Annotated in this window: 11 protein-coding genes, 1 pseudogene and 1 riboswitch; all 12 genes and pseudogenes read right to left on the minus strand. The window is 63.8% G+C overall.

The window, feature by feature from the left end; all coding sequences use genetic code 11:
- A pseudogene (locus FO013_RS22675) lies at positions 1-279 on the minus strand (hypothetical protein); the annotation flags it as partial.
- Positions 280-1,151: 872 nt separating this feature from the next.
- Complete coding sequence (locus tag FO013_RS19635) at positions 1,152-1,883, minus strand: TenA family protein (protein ID WP_143924255.1); 732 nt, start codon at positions 1,881-1,883, stop codon at positions 1,152-1,154.
- A 94-nt stretch (positions 1,884-1,977) separates the two neighbouring features.
- Entirely contained in the window at positions 1,978-2,844 is an 867-nt protein-coding gene (gene thiD / locus FO013_RS19640) for a bifunctional hydroxymethylpyrimidine kinase/phosphomethylpyrimidine kinase (protein WP_143924256.1), read from the minus strand.
- Positions 2,841-3,611 (minus strand): thiamine phosphate synthase, encoded by a 771-nt coding sequence (gene thiE / locus FO013_RS19645; RefSeq protein ID WP_143924257.1) that lies wholly within the window; start codon positions 3,609-3,611, stop codon positions 2,841-2,843. The genes thiD and thiE overlap by 4 nt, the downstream gene beginning before the upstream one ends.
- Positions 3,608-4,489: a hydroxyethylthiazole kinase gene (gene thiM / locus FO013_RS19650; RefSeq protein WP_143924258.1), complete on the minus strand. Its 882-nt coding sequence runs from the start codon at positions 4,487-4,489 to the stop codon at positions 3,608-3,610. Before thiM ends, thiE begins: the two co-directional genes overlap by 4 nt.
- Positions 4,477-4,580, minus strand: a riboswitch (TPP riboswitch). It overlaps the preceding gene by 13 nt.
- A gap of 230 nt (positions 4,581-4,810) precedes the next feature.
- Complete coding sequence (locus FO013_RS19655) at positions 4,811-6,022, minus strand: sugar ABC transporter permease (RefSeq protein ID WP_143924259.1); 1,212 nt, start codon at positions 6,020-6,022, stop codon at positions 4,811-4,813.
- A complete protein-coding gene (locus FO013_RS19660) occupies positions 6,019-6,843 on the minus strand; it encodes an ATP-binding cassette domain-containing protein (RefSeq protein WP_143924260.1) in 825 nt (274 codons plus the stop codon). Before FO013_RS19660 ends, FO013_RS19655 begins: the two co-directional genes overlap by 4 nt.
- 90 nt (positions 6,844-6,933) lie before the next feature.
- The gene (locus tag FO013_RS19665; RefSeq protein WP_143924261.1) at positions 6,934-8,043 is read right to left on the minus strand and encodes a substrate-binding domain-containing protein; all 1,110 of its coding nucleotides are present in this window, start codon (positions 8,041-8,043) and stop codon (positions 6,934-6,936) included.
- Positions 8,044-8,163: 120 nt separating this feature from the next.
- Positions 8,164-9,186 carry a LacI family DNA-binding transcriptional regulator gene (locus tag FO013_RS19670; protein ID WP_143924262.1) on the minus strand — a complete coding sequence of 341 codons (1,023 nt, stop codon included), beginning with the start codon at positions 9,184-9,186 and terminating at the stop codon, positions 8,164-8,166.
- 242 nt (positions 9,187-9,428) lie between these two features.
- The gene (locus FO013_RS19675; protein ID WP_143924263.1) at positions 9,429-11,945 is read right to left on the minus strand and encodes a GNAT family N-acetyltransferase; all 2,517 of its coding nucleotides are present in this window, start codon (positions 11,943-11,945) and stop codon (positions 9,429-9,431) included.
- Positions 11,942-13,414: a lysine N(6)-hydroxylase/L-ornithine N(5)-oxygenase family protein gene (locus tag FO013_RS19680; RefSeq protein ID WP_143924264.1), complete on the minus strand. Its 1,473-nt coding sequence runs from the start codon at positions 13,412-13,414 to the stop codon at positions 11,942-11,944. The genes FO013_RS19675 and FO013_RS19680 overlap by 4 nt, the downstream gene beginning before the upstream one ends.
- Complete coding sequence (locus FO013_RS19685; protein ID WP_143924265.1) at positions 13,411-15,093, minus strand: pyridoxal phosphate-dependent decarboxylase family protein; 1,683 nt, start codon at positions 15,091-15,093, stop codon at positions 13,411-13,413. Before FO013_RS19685 ends, FO013_RS19680 begins: the two co-directional genes overlap by 4 nt.
- Between the last annotated feature and the right edge of the window lie 184 nt (positions 15,094-15,277).

Consider the following 15,277-nt stretch of genomic DNA (forward strand, 5'->3'; position numbering starts at 1 on the left):
GTTGGCACCGCCAGTTTCGCGGGATCCGTTGGCTTCGCTTGATTCGCTGGCTTCTGAACCACTGGCTTCCGAAACACTTGTTTCCAAAGCGCTGGCGGCCGGCTCGACATCCTCGCTCACCTGACCACGATCATTCGACTCACGTGGATCATCCGTGGGTACGGCAGCGAGGGATTCGAATTTACCCGCGAGTGGGTGGCCGGTGAGGTCGAGGTTGGAGTCTTTGAGCTGGTCGAACAGAGACTGCTGTCCCCATGTCGACGACGACGGCTTTCCCACAGAAGACAAAGCATCAGTCGTATCTTTCCCCGCCACAGCATCATCGGGTCCGGGGCGTGGGTCACGCTCTTCTGNACTCAAAAACCGGACAGGACGCGCAACACCCCAGGTCAGGACGTAGAACCACAATCGGTCGAAGTATTATCGCGGCCACACGGTCGCTTCCGACTTGGGTGGGCGGGTGATGGCTGCAACTGCGCCCGCTCACTAAAACCATCAATGCCACTGCCAGCACCCCCATCCAGGATTGACGATTTCACCGGCATGACCGGCGAAACTTCCTGCTCCTGCTTCCAAAAAAATGGACGAAGATCTCGTGGGCAAACGTACATAAGGAACCGAGTGCGGCACGCAGGCCACTTCTTGCAAGGTGGCCCTATCTTTCTCTTCTACCCGGGTGGAAAATGGAGACATGAATTCGATACGGGCGTGAGGAGGCCGTCATGGATCTGCTTATTCTGTTTGTCATCGGGGTGTGCTTCGCCACGATTGTTTTCTTCGTCGGACGAATTGCCTGTCCGAGGCACGACCGCGTGCCCCTGATGGAAGTCGACCATGTTCTCCTGTGGACCACTCTGCGTCGCGGATGGCACGCAATGGGTTCGTTGGGTCCCACGGCCCCGGGCAGAAACGGACCGTCAGGAAACCACCCAGCCTGATCTGACTTAACGGGATTGCCGATGCCTGCTAACCGGAAGTCGACGCGCGACACCCCGCACCCGGAACCCCACAGCTTTGCAATGTGTCTTCCTCAACGAAGCCGGACCCGAGCCGACGCCCTGGAACCGCCGCCTTGCTCTTAGGAGTTACGTCGCTCTTGGTCCTCATCGGCGTCGCTTTCTGGTTCTGGTTCAACGCACCCGACCAGGTGCTCAGCACTGCGGCACGAACACTCCGGCGTCCCAGTCCTGCAGCGCATGCGCCGAGGCCCAGAAGTGAAGTTCGTACACACAGGCCTGCTCGAAGGTGGCACGCATCTGTGCGGCCACCTCGGCGGGGGCATTGGTGAGCTCCTGCTCAAGCAGCTGGACAGCTTGCCGGGTCGATTCGTCGAACTCGGGTGAGTCATAGGTCTGCACCCAGGTCCGGTACGGGTGGTCCGCGCTCATCGCTCCGGCCCGCTCGATGAGCACCTTGCCCATGTGCGCGTACACCCAGAAGCACGGGAGCACTCCGGCCACACCCTCGCCGTAGGAGCGGCTGGCGGCGGTGGCGACGAGGTAGGACACATATCCCATGGTCGTCGGTGAGGCTCGGAATCCGGCTCCGCTGTTGACCAGGTCCTCGTGGGCTGCGGCCAGGCGGGAATCGGCGAGCAGCTCTCCGTGCATCTCCTCTTCCACCGAGATCGCTTCAGCGGCGGAGCTGGCCCAGAATCGTGATTCATCACGGTCGTTGGCGCGCGCAGCGAGGAACGACATCGCCTTGGCATAGCCGTTGAGGTAGATGCCGTCCTGGATGATGTAGTTCGTGAACGCCTTCACGTCCAAGCTGCCGTCGGCCAGCTGGCCGAGGAAAGGCAGCCTCTCGATCTCCTCAACTATTGGCCGCACTCGGTCCCACAGCTGAGTGGTCTGTGGCCCTGCGGAAAAGTCTGTCGTCATTGATATCTCCCATGTTCAAGGGACCACAGCGGTCCCGAAGCGACATTGTGCGGTTCCCGGATGGCAAGCTGATCTGGGTGTGCAGCTGGTTGTTCTAGCGGCGGACGATGTCGACCTGGTGGTCGACGGGACCGTGTGCGCCCTTCGGATCCAGGCTGACCTGCCAGTTCGCGGCGGACTCCAGCGCCCGAGCCAGATAGTTCAGGGCATTGTCGACGGCTTCGTGGAGCAGATCCGAGCCCACCTCGTCAACTGCACGTTCACGTTTGAGCACAGCCACCTCGGCGGTGATCGCGGCCGACAATGTGCACCCGGTGCCGTGGGTGTTCGGGGTCGCCACTCGCGGGTGGGTGAACTCGGTGACCGTGCCTTCGGCGGTGACGAGTACGTCAGCGACGTCACCCTCGATCGCGTGCCCGCCTTTGAGCAGCACCGCGCGAGGCCCACGGTCGACAAGTTGTCTGGCCTGGGCCAACATCTCCTGCGGATTCTGCGCCACCGGCTCATCGTCACCGATCAGCAGCGCTGCCTCGGGCAGGTTCGGGGTGATGAGGTCGGAGACCGGCAGCAGGTGGTCACGGACCGCGGCCACGGCATCGACCTCAAGGAGGCGGTGCCCGGAGGTCGCGACCATGACCGGGTCCACGGTGTAGAAACCCAGCTGACTTTGGGCCGCTCGCGCGACGACGAGTTCCACGAGGGACCGTGAGCCGAGCATCCCCGATTTTGTGGCGTCGACGGGCATATCGTCCAGGACGCTGTCGAGCTGATCCGAGACGAAATCATCGTCGATTCCGTAGACCCGCGAGACGCCGTGAGTGTTCTGCGCGACCAGAGCCGTGATGGCCGTGGTGCCCAGCACCCCGCGGGCCGTGAAAGTCTTGAGGTCGGCGTGGATGCCGGCTCCCCCGCTGGGGTCGGTGCCGGCGATGGACAGTGCGATGGGTGGACGCGTAGTCATCGCGTCGCCTCCGCACGTCCGTCACCGAATTCCGCGAGCAGTTCCTCGGCTGCAGCACGCGGATCCTCGGCACGGCAGATGGCAGAGACCACGCAGATCCCCACCAGTCCCCGGCCGCGCAGTTCGGAGGCACGAGCAGTGCTGATTCCTCCGATGGCGACCGCCGGAAGTCCTGCTTCACTCACCAGTTCGCCGAGGCGGTCCGGCCCGATCCCATCGGGTGCATCGGACTTCGTCGTGGTGTCGTAGACAGGTCCGATTCCGACGAGGTCGACAACGCCGGAGTCCCGGGCAGCTGCGAACTCGGTGCTGTTGGCCGCCGAGAGCCCGATGAGCGGTTCGGAGCCGATGAGTTCGCGCACTTGTTTGACCGGAGTGTCCGACTGACCGACGTGGATGTGGACGCGCGAACCTTCGCCAAGGAGGCGCTGGGCGACGGCGACGCGGTCGTTGAGGACGACGGGCACCCAGCGGTCCGTGCCTGCCGAAGCGGAGTCGACGCTCGCACTGTCGGCCACCGCGCTGTCGACGGCAGCGATGACCTCGCGGGTCAATGTGTAGAACGCATCGTCGTCGATGTCCTTGTCTCGGACCTGCACGATCCCCACTCCCCCGGCCACGGCTTCGCGGACGGTGTCGGCAACGCTGCGTCCGGCTTCTCGGCACTGGGCCGAGTCTGTGACGAGGTAGAGCCGAGTATCGATTCCGGCCAGGCGGGCGTCGATTCCGGTCAGGCGGGAATCCACCTCGGGAATCGAGGGACTCATGACTGTGCTCCGTCGATCACGTCGGCCTCGATTCTGCCTGTAGCGGCCGCGCCTACTTCGGCCGTACCTACTTCGACGTGGAGTCCAGCCAGCTGCTCACCCATTACAGTGTGCAGCGCGTCAAGGAAGTTCACGGAGAAGCTGCCGGGTCCGCGTGCTCCCTCAGCGGCAGCTTCACCAGCAATCTTGAAGTGAGCGTGGGCGGCAACGACAGCCTCGAACCTCGCCGAGGCGGTCGTTGCGCCCACGAGGTAGGCGGCGGTGACTGCGCCGAGAGAGCACCCTGTGCCGATGACCAGTGGCATATAGGAGTAACCCCCGTTGAGACGGACGACACGATCGGCACCGTCGATGTGAGCGACGATTGCGTCCCTTGGTCCTGAGACGGCAACGATCGCACCGGTCGACCGGGCCAATGCGGCCGCGGCGGGAATCACCGCATCAACTTCGTCTGTGGAATCCACACCTCGACCGCCCAAACCCATGCCGGCCAGGGCTGCGATCTCTGAGGCGTTTCCGCGGATGGCTGTGGGTGAAGAGTTCGCTGCCCGGCGGATTCGAGTGGTGCGGAAGTCGACGGCTCCGATGCTCACCGGGTCCAGCACCCATGGCTTGGAGTCTTCGTTGGCTGCGTCGATGGCGGCGTCGGCGGCGAGGAACTGCTGGTTCGTCGCGGTGCCGAAGTTGACCAGCAGTCCACTGGCGATACGGGTGAACTGTGCGGCATCGGCGTCGTGGTCGAGCATCGCCGGAGCGGCGCCGATGGCCAGGAGCACGTTGGCACTGAATTGCTGCACGACTGTGTTCGTGATGCATTGGATGAGTGGATTGTTCGCACGCAGTCGTGCATTGGCAGAACGCAGGTCGAAGTCAACCATGACGATCCCTTCGCTAGTATGGCCCAGATCAGGTTCGATGGGTGTTCTCTCAGCCTCACGCGAATGGCGTCAGGCACCCCATGTCATTGCCCACGACTGTATCAGTTCAGTCCCAGCACCGCCGATACCGGCGCCCGAGGAGTGCCGAAGCGGCGCCCCCGGGAGCGCCGGGCTGGAACCTCGGCCCCACCTCGGCGAGGGACAGGTTTCATCGACAGCAGAGCTGAGCCTCGAGAGCAGACTCCAGGGAGTGCGCTCTCGAGGCTCAGCTCTGCTGTCGACGTTTCGCTACCGCATCGGTGAGATGTGACGAATCGCCAGCTAGCCGCGTCCGACGTAGCGTTGTCCGCGGCGGCTCAGGGCGTCGATGACGACGGCGGCGAGCAGGACGAGTGCGGTGATGATCTGCTGCGCATCGGAGTTGAAGCCGATGAGGTAGAGACCGTTGTTGATCGCGCCGACTACCAGGGCACCGAGTACAGCGGCCCAAGCTGAACCGCGACCGCCGAACAGCGAGGTACCTCCGATGACCGCCGCCGCTATGGCATTGAGCAGATCCTGGGTGGGGACAAGAGTCGATCCCGCGTTAGTCGTCACCCCCGCCTTGATGAAGCCGAAGAGCGCGGCCAAAGTGCCCGCGGCCATGAAGACACTGATGCGCACCCACGTCACCCGGATGCCGGCTCGACGAGCCGCCTCGACCTTGCCGCCGACGGCGTAGATCGACCTGCCGTAGCGGGTCTTGCGCAGCACCAGATCAATGACGACCGCGATGACGATCATGAGGAGGAAGGGCATCACGAGCCCGAAGTCCTGGTTAATGAGGATGAGGAAGCCGAACACGACTGCCGCCAGCAGTGCAATGCGCACGATCACCGAAGTCCAGCTCGGCGCATCAAGGCCCTCGCCGTGCCGACGCAGCTTCGAGTAGATGATTCCGGCGGCGAAGCCGATGACCGCGATCGCACCGAACACATAGGCCCAGATGGCTGGGAAGTAGAAATTCGCGAAATCGAAGGCGAACGTGTCCGACATCGACAGATTCTTCTGCGTGCCCAACGTCGTCAGCGTCAGACCGGTGAAGGCGAGCAGTCCCGCCAAGGTCACGACGAATGCCGGGATGCCGACGACCGCGAAGAACCACCCTTGGATTGCTCCGACGACCATACCGAGCAGCAGCATGATGACCAGCGCCACCAGTGGGTTCACTCCCTGCCTGACCACGAGTACACCGAGCAGCGACGCGGCCAGCCCACCCAGCTGCGCCAGGGACAGGTCGATCTCGCCGAGCAGCAAGATGAGGTTGATGCCCAGAGCCAGGATCGCGATGTAGGCAACCGTTGATGAAAGGTTGACGAGATTAGCCGGAGAGAGGAAGTTGCTGTTCGCCGTCTGGAAGACGATAACGATGACGACGAGCGCGAGGATCACGGGAAGCGAACCGAGCTGGCCCTCCTTGACGCGGCGGAGGAACGTGGCGAAGAGGCCCTCGTGGGAGATCCGTTCGTCGGTGATGAATGAGTTGCGGGTCATCGGCGCTCACCCCTGCGCGTGGCCCTTTGGGTCACGACATTGTCGCTGGCCCCGGTGATCGCGGCAACGAGCACGTCCGTGCGCTCGTCTCCGGGGAAGTCACCGGCGTCCTTGCCCAGGCGCAGCACATGCACCCTGTCGGCAACTGCCTGCACATCGGCCATATTGTGACTCACGAGCAGCACACCCAGATCGCGTTCCTTCAAACGTTCGATGAGATTGAGCACCTCGGCGGTCTGAGCCACGCCCAGGGCCGCCGTCGGCTCGTCGAGCATGACGATGGACGGCTCGCCGAGGAGGGACCTGGCGATCGCGACCGTCTGACGTTGGCCGCCGGACAGAGCTGCGATCGGCACCCTCACACTCGGGATCTTCGCTGAGAGGCTGCGCAGCAGTTCCCAGGATTTGGCCTCCATGGCCACCTCGTCGAGAACACCGCCGCGGGTCTTCTCGTGTCCGAGGAAGAGGTTGGCCACGACGTCGAGATTCTCACACAGTGAGAGATCCTGAAAGACTGTGGCGACCCTCGCGTTCTGCGCGTCCTTCGGCGAAGCGAACTTCTGCGTGGTCCCATTGATTATGAGTTCGCCCTCGTCGGCCGAGTGGACGCCTGCAATGACCTTGATCAGCGTCGACTTGCCAGCGCCATTGTCTCCGACGAGGCCGACGACCTCGCCACGGCCGATTGTCAGGTTGATGTCAGTCAGAGCCTGAACGGCTCCGAATCGTTTGTTGATCCCGCGCAGTTCGAGCACAGTTTCGCTGCTGTCATCCGGTGCCCGCGAGGAGGCGGGCGCCGGTTCAGGTGTCTCAGGAGTCATCTGTTCCTACTTGTCGATGTCGATTCGCGGTGCCGGAGCCCGTGCGCTCCAGATGAAACCTCACGGGTTCCGGCACTGAGCAGCGTGCTGTTATTTCACGCCTGCGTCGTCGCAGAGCTTCTTCACACCGCCGGTGCAGATGTCTTCGGCTTTGATCTGATCCCCGACGATGTCCTTCACAGTGTCTTTCGTGACGACCTTGGCCTCGACGAAGTCCGTCGGGGTGTTCTTGTAGGTTGTTGACCCTTCTGGTTCCTCGCCTCCAGCCAGGGCGACGGCAGCCTTGGCAGCGAACTCCGCCTGGGGCGGGATCGACTTGTAGATCGTGGCGTACTGGTCACCTCTGAGGATGTTCTGCAGACCGTCGACCTCCGCATCCTGACCGGTGACGACGGTTTCGACCTTCGCCTTCTTTGTGGCCGCGAGAACACCGCCAGCGGTGCCGTCATTGGCCGCGTAGATGGCGATCGGATCCTCATCAGCGCTCTGCAGCTGGCCTTCGACCCACTTACGGGCATCGTCCGGGTTCCAGTCGAGCGTGTCATGGCTGCCGGCGATTTCGACACCTGCGGCCTTGAGCGTCTCCTCGGCACCGGCCTTGAAGTCAGCGGCGTTCGGGTCCTTCGGATCGCCGTTGACCATCCACACCGGGCCTGACTTCGGGTCGACGCCCTCGGCCTTAAGCCCGTCGAGGACGGCTTGACCCTGGAGGTTGCCGATCTTCTTGTTGTCGAACGAGGTGTAGTAGTCGGCACCCTCGAAGAAGCGATCGTAGGAGATGACCGGAATCTTCTTGGCCTCGGCCTTCGACAGAGCCGATGACACTGCCGAGGCGTCGACCGGGTCAAGGACGATGGCGTCGACTCCCTCGGTGACTGCCGCTTCGACCTGCTGTTGCTGCTGGGTCGCATCTTGGTTGGCGTTGCTGTATTTGACCTTCGCTTCGGGGTTGGCCTCTGCGACGTACTTCTCGAAGTTCGGCTTGTCCAGAGATTCGTAGCGCGTGGTCTTGGACTCTGGGAGTAGCAAGGCGATGGTCACCTCGCCGTCTGAACCAGAACCGCTCTCGGCTTCGGCGTTGCCCTGGCCCTTCTGGCTCCCACAGCCGCTGAGCGCGAGAGCGCCGATGGCAACCGAAGCACCGAGGAGCGCCAGCTTCTTTCGGGACTGCTTGTTACGGGACTGCAGGTTGTACCTCATAATGAGCCTCTCAATCTTTCTGACAACGTTGTCAGGCTGAACAATATGATTCGCCCATCGACGCTCCGTGTCAACTGTTTCACCGAAAAATTCTTCTCGGAGTGATCTCAACGGACAGTCTTACTTGCCAGATGCCTCTTCGCCGCTGCCGCGCGCGATCACGTGCACCGGCACCTCGAACGATCCTCCGTCCGCACCCTGTGCGGTCGCGGAACTCGGCACCTGCCGCAGACGGCGGACCGCCTCGGCGGCCATGGCGCTGACGTCACGATCGATGACGGTCACGTCTAAGAGGTCCGCGGCGGGGAAATCGTCGATGCCCACCAGCGCCGGCCATTCATCGAGGCGCCGGCAGGCGTCGATGGCCCCCTGAGTCAGGGTCGCGGACAGGGTGATCAGTGCGCTGGGCGCGCTGCGTGAACCCAGCCAGGCCGCGACGACGTTCTTCGCGCTGGCCAGATCGTGGGCATCTTCGCGCATGTAGGCGCGCCACCCGATGTCCGAGCGTCCGGCGAAGGCAGATTGGATTCCGGCGAGCCTGGCGGTGGTGATGGGGCTGGTCGAATGATCGCCGATGACGCCGAGGCTGATATGCCCGTGATTGAGCAGTTGAGTCGCCGCCAGACGTCCGGCACGTTCCTCATCACCGGCGATGAGGTCCACGCCCGGCCCTGCTGTCGATGGGTCGAAGGACACGATCTGCACAGCAGCAGACGCCGCATCGGCGTAGAACCGTGCGGCGTCCGGATGCGATCGGATGACGCAGATTCCGGTCATGTCATTGGCCAGGCACTCGTCGAGGAAGCCTCGTTCACGGTCGAGATCGTCGGCGGTGACCGTCACGACTGGGCGCAGTCCGACCCTGCTCAGCTCGGCCTCCAACAGGGTGAAGAGGCGAGCTTGGAAGGGGTCATCTCCATCGCTCATGACCACGCCGATGTAGGGCGAACGGCCACCGGCACGCAGGCGCCTGGCCGTGGAGTTGATGCGGAATCCGAGCTCGGCGGCGGCTTCCTCCACTTTCTCAGCGGTCCTCGCGGCCACATGCTTTTCGCCGTTGAGCACTCGGGAAGCGGTTTTGATGCTGACTCCTGCGCGCGAAGCGACCGTGGCCAGGGTCGGCCGATCGTTCTGCTTCGCCATGACCACACCTTTGAGTCGGGAATCCTACGGACCGCTTGCGGTCTGCGCGCGGGCGACCGATAGGAATGATGATAGCCGCTGGCGCTCGCATGGTCGCAGACGGTCCGGCGATTCGGCCCGCACCCCACATCCACGCCGAGGTGGCCGCTGGGTTCCAGCGGCCACCTCGGTGGGTGTAGCGCACTTCGGTGGGTGCGGTGCACTTCGGTGGGTGCGGTGCACTTCGCGATCGTGCGGTGGGCTCAGCGCGCCACAGGGTTCCTCATCGTTCCTGCGTAGAGCAGCGATTCGGCCTGGTTGCCGATGTCGACCATCTGCACGGTGTTACGCAGCTGCAGACGGTTGAGGCAGGAATGGGCGAAACGTTCGGCTCTCAGGTCCACATCTCCGGCCAGACCATGGGCGAGTTCCGGATGCTCGGCCTCGTAATGATCGAGCACCTCGGCGACCAAGATCCAGAACGCCTCCGAACTCAGCACACCATCGGCATCGAGGATCCCGCCGAGGTGGCGCAGCACTCCGTCGAACATGTCCGTGAACACGGACAGGGCCTTCTCCTCGCCGGGAACCAGCGCCCGGATCCGCTCGACGTCGCCCGGCAGGTCGCGGTGGCCGAGGACGGCGACCTCCTCGCCGATGTCCTTCATGAAGGCACCGGTCACGACGTGGTCGTCCAGGATCAGGATGAGGTTCTCCCCGTGGGGCATGAACACCAGATCGTGGGCCAGCAGTGCGTGGACGAGCGGGTGCAAGTAGGCCCTCAAGTAGGACCGCACCCAGTCCTCGGGTGCCCGACCTGAGGCACGGATGAGTTCGCTGGCGAAGGCGACTCCCCTGTGATCTCGGTGCAGCAAGGACGCCATGGTGACGACCTGCTGACCAGGTTCGAGTACGGTCAAAGGGTTCTCTCTCCACAGGGCGGCAAGCATCTTGCGGTGCGGGTTCGTCTCCTGCGTTCGGTGGTAGACGTCTCCGGTGTAGCCGAGCGCGGTGCGTTCCCGCAGGACCCGGAACCCGGCGTCGCCGAAGACGGGATCGGTGCCGATCAGCTCGGCGACCCAGTCATTGATGGCCGGAGTATCGCGCATGTACTTCGGGGACAGTCCGCGCAGGAACCCCATGTTCTGTACGGCGAGCGCGACCTTCACATAGGGGGCATCGGCCCGTGTTCGGTTGAAGAAGGTGCGCAGGGACTGCTGCGGCTGATGCTCGTCGAGGCCAGCGCCCAGGGGCAGCAGATCTCCGCGGGCGATGTCAGCGGCGAAGCTGATCGCAAGTCGGTGATCGGCCTGCCAAGGGTGGACAGGGAGGAGGTGGAAGTCTTCGGGATCGCGGCCGGCTGACCGGATTCTGGTGTCGAAGAGTTCGCGCTCCTCGGCACTGAGTGCCCAGTCGGTGTGCGCGGCCTCGTCGAATCCTTGACCGAGTGAGAGCTGGCTGTGCTCGCGGGTCGCTGCCACCCATTCGATGCGGGTGGTGCGCCCGTTCTCTGGGGCCCACTTCCGATAATCGCTGAGGGAGAATCCGATGCGTCCATTGTTCGCAATGAAGCCGGGATGGCCCTCGGTCATAGCTGCCTCGGTGGACTGGAAGTCAGAGGTCAGGAGATCTGTGGAGTCCGGGCGGCGACCCTTGACCGCCTCGGCGAGCTTGAAGGCGCTGCTGGCCAGGGTCGACGCGAGCTCCTCGAGGTAGGTCGACATCAGGTTCTCCGGGATGTCGAGGGCATCCTGGAGTTCGACGACGAGTTCCTGCGCGTCGAGTCCCAGCTGCGTGTCACCTCGTCGGCGGGTGATGCTGACCTCGTCGATGACCCAGTGCTCGAGCGGCAGGACTCGGGCAGTGAACGAGTACGTGACACATCCGCCATCCGGGAACTCGGCAGCGTCCTCGGACTGACCTGCGTCCTTCGGTCCGGTGTCCTCGATCTTCAATATCCAGTCATTAGGCCCAGCATTCTGGCCGGTGGCGGGGACCGGGGCGATCAGCCGTTCGTGGGCGAACTCGGACAGTGCCTTGGCCACAAGGTGTCGTTGGGCGATCGCAAAGGTGTCGGGATTGAGATGGGAGTATGTGTCGGGAGTCGCGGCGAGCGAGGCGAGGTGTACGTCATCAGAGCTGACGACCTCGACATCCTCACGGTTGAGAAGTGCAACCAGCTCGCTGGCTTCGAAGTCCTCACGATCGCACACGCTGACCAGGGCGCGCTTCCGCTCCTCCCCCATCATGATGGTCGCCTCGCTCACCGGACTGAAACCAGCTGCCCGGTTCTTCTCGAGGATGGCGGTGTTCCGCACGTCGGGTTCGACGATGACTCGGCGACCGCCGCGGCCGCCTCGTTCGATCGGGCGCAGGCAGAAGTCGATGACCTCGGCCATGATCTGGTTCGTGAGTCCGCGGACTCCATCGCCGTCAGGTGGGGCGACGAGCAGGTGCATTCCGATGTCATCGGGTCCGGTGGGAACAACATCGTGTGGGATCAGAGTGGAGGGCAGATAGGTTTCGACGTAGAAGCAGTCGACGCCGTCGACCGATCCCACCCACCCGTTCTCGTCGGCGGAGTCGAGGACGGCGCCGAGGTAGTCGCGGACTCCGGACTCGTCGAGGTGGGTCATCTGCCAGTAGTGAGCGCGCGGGTGGGTCAGCCACACGTGGATGTTCTTGCTATCGCGGGCTGGATCCACGGCTCGGATGTCCACGGTGAGCGCTGAGCTTGCCATTGCGGGTGTGGGTGCGTCGTTGATGAGGTCGGTGGTCATACGTGTGACATCTCCCTGTCGTCTACGGGCTGGGATTCGGAATCGGTGTCGGTGTCGGCGAAGTCGAAACGCGATTCGAAATCGCCCTGAGTGCTCAGAGGAGTCGCGTCGAGGGCTCCGTCGTCGATCACCCCATCGTCGAGTGCCCCGTCATCCGGAACTCCGAAGGTCTGGAAGGCGATGGCCTTCTCGATCGGGTACGGTTCGCGCCCGGTCACGTGTGAGAGCACGACCGATGCTCGCCAGGGCCCGAAGCCAAGATCGGGTGCGGTGACTCCGTGGGTGTGCTCTTCGCCGTTGAGGACGTGGATGGTGCCTGCGTCGTTGACCGTGTAGTGGCGGCTGACCTCGAGGCGGCCCTTGGCGTCCAGGCGGATCTCGTCTCCCAGCGGCGCGAGGAAAGCCGGGACCTGGGACTTGTAACCGGTGGCAGAGACAACCGATCCGCTGCGTCGGTCGAAGCACCTGTCCAGTGACGTGTTGCGGAAGCGCAGAGCATAGTCGCCGGTGCCCGCATCGTGGTCGGCGGCAATCAGCTCTGATTCTGCGAGGAGGTTGGTGCGCAGCTTCCTGCCTCCGCGGCTGAGCCGGTAGAGGGTGTCGTGGATGTCGTCGACGAGCTCGGCGCTGATGCCCTTGTACAGGGTTCGCTGTTCACGTCCAAGCTGTTCGCGCAGGTCATCGGGCAGGGCTCGGAAGTGATCCGTGTACTCCGGGGACGTCATCTCCAAGGTCAGCTTCGTGTACTCCATCGGGAAGAAGCGCGGTGAGCGCGTCACCCAGTCGAGTCGCACGTCACGGGCTTCAGCTTCGTCGATGAGATCACGGTAGATCTCTGCCGCAGACTGTCCGCTGCCGACGATGGTGATTGATCCGCTCTCGAGCAGTGCGTCTCTGTGGTCGAGGTACTTCGAGGTGTGGATGACCGGGCCTGTGCTCTCGGCTTCCAGGTTCTGCAGGGCCTGTGGCAGGACCGGTTCGGTGCCGACACCGAGGATCAGGTGGCGGGCGCGGTAGGACTCAGTCCTCAGCGTCTGACCGAACTGATCGGCCACCTCGGCGGACACGGTGTAGATGTCATCATTCCTGGTCACCGAGGTGACCGTGCGGTTCCAGCGCAGAGTGTCCAACTGAGCGGCGACCCATCGGCAGTATTCATCGAATTCGGCGCGCAGAGGGTAGAAGGATTCGCGGATGTAGAAGGGATAGAGCCGGCCGCTGTCCTTGAGGAACTGCAGGAAGGAGAAGCGGGAGGTGGGATCGGCCATGGTCACGAGGTCAGCGAGGAACGGAACCTGGACAGTCGCGCCTTCGATCATCATGCCCGGGTGCCAGCGGAATTCCTCACGTTGGTCGAGGAAGACGGCGTCGACGTCGGGCAGGGGGTCGGACAAGGCGGCCAGTCCCAGGCCGAAGGGTCCGATGCCGATGCCGACGATGTCGTGGATGTGTGACTCGGGCGTGCTCATGCTGCGCCTCCTTCGAGGGTCGTGCTCTCCAGGTGCCGGCCGGCGAGGATACCGTGGCCTGTGGCGCGGACGAGGTCGAGCACGGCGGTGATGTCTGCGACCGTGGTGTCGGGGTTGAGCAGGGTGAGTTTGAGCCAGGGGGTGCCGTCGATGGTGGTGCGGGCGATCGCTGCGCGCCCGGAGCGGAAGAGCACGCGGCGGATCATCGGCACCAGTTCGTCGGCGGTGGCAGCCTCGGCGCTCGCGGGGGCGAACCGGAACAGGACCGTGCTCAGGTCGGTTGCTCCCAGCACCTCGAAATCCGGCTGTGCGTTGAGGAGCTCTCGGACCTCAGCGGCCAGATCGCACACGGTGTCGACCATCGAACCGATCTCTGTGGCACCGCGGGCGCGCAGAGTCGTCCAGAGTTTGAGGGCGTCGAAGCGTCGGGTGGTCTGCAGGGATTTGTCGACCTGGTTCGGTTCGGCATCTGTGCCCTGGGCCTCGGCCTCCGGGTTGAGGTAGTCGTTGTGATGAAGCGTCGGGTCGAACAGGGCGAGGTCGCGCACCAGCAGTGCGCTTGAGGACACCGGTTGGAAGAAGGTCTTGTGGAAGTCGATGGTCACCGAGGTGGCACGGCCGATTCCCTGCAGCAGGTGTTTGCGACGTGGTGCCCACAGCAGTCCCCCGCCGTATGCGGCGTCGACGTGCATCCACACGTTCGCACCTCCGCAGATCTCGGCGATGGCGTCGAGCGGGTCGATGACGCCGAGGTCGGTGGTTCCGGCCGTGGCTGCGACGGCCATGACGATGCCCCCGGTGTCGTCGATGTCACGCATCAGCTCGGTCAGTGCCTCGGCGTCCATGCGTCCGGCGGCGTCGGTGTCCACGGTCACGACAGCCTCGGCGTCGAGGCCGAGGATGTATGCGGCGCGGGATATCGAGAAGTGAGTCTGGGAGGTCGTGAGTATCCGCAGCCGAGACATGATCTCGCGGCGTGATGGCTCGCCGCAGCCGGACTGGGCACTGCCGAGCACCTGTGGCTGCTGTGCGCGCTGTGCCTGCTGTGCGCGCAGAACGTTCTCGCGGGCCAGGAACAGTGCCTGCAGGTTCGACTGGGTGCCGCCCGAGGTGAAGATTCCGTCTCCACCGGAGAATCCGACGTGCCTGCAGGCCCACTGCACCAGGCGGCGCTCCATGAGTGTGGCGACCTCGGACTGGTCGTAGGTGTCGACGGAGGTGTTGATCGCAGCCAGCATCGCCTCGGCCGCGACGGCTGGCACAGCGACGGGGCAGTTGAGGTGGGCGACATAGCTCGGGTGGTGGAACCAGACGGCGTTGCGGGCGTAGAGGTCATCGGCCTCGCGCAGGGCTGCGATGTTTCCGATCCCCTGTCCGTCGAGGTCGAAGTCTGCGACCTCGGCTTCCAGGCTGGTCCGGTCATTCGCAGAGGTGGGCGCATCGACGCTCGTGAAACGCTGGGCAAGTGCATCGACGACCTCGTGCATGAGCTCGGCGTAGGCATCGGCACTGTGCGACCCCAGCAGGGCGTCCTCAGTGCGCAGCGAGGTGTTCGGCAGTGGAGCTGCACCGGGCAGCGATCGTGCCTCGCTCGGCGGGGCATCGGGCAGCGATCGTGCCTCGCTCGGCGGGGTCGCCTCGGTCAGTGGAGTTGGGGTGTCAGAGAGCAGTGAAGTCATAGCGGTACGGTTGCCTCCTTCGGTTCAGGGTCCGGTAAGGCCGGACTACATTAGGGAAACCTACCCTAAGTAAAGAAAGAAGCAAGGCGAGTGGTGGCGCCGGAGAGCACTACACAAGTAACCTCAACCCGACACAAGGAGTGCCTTCGTCAATCCTCGCGCGGCCAAGCCCGCGATCGACTAC

The organism is Brevibacterium aurantiacum (genome assembly GCF_007558825.1).
GTDB classification, from domain to species: Bacteria; Actinomycetota; Actinomycetes; order Actinomycetales; family Brevibacteriaceae; genus Brevibacterium; species Brevibacterium aurantiacum_A.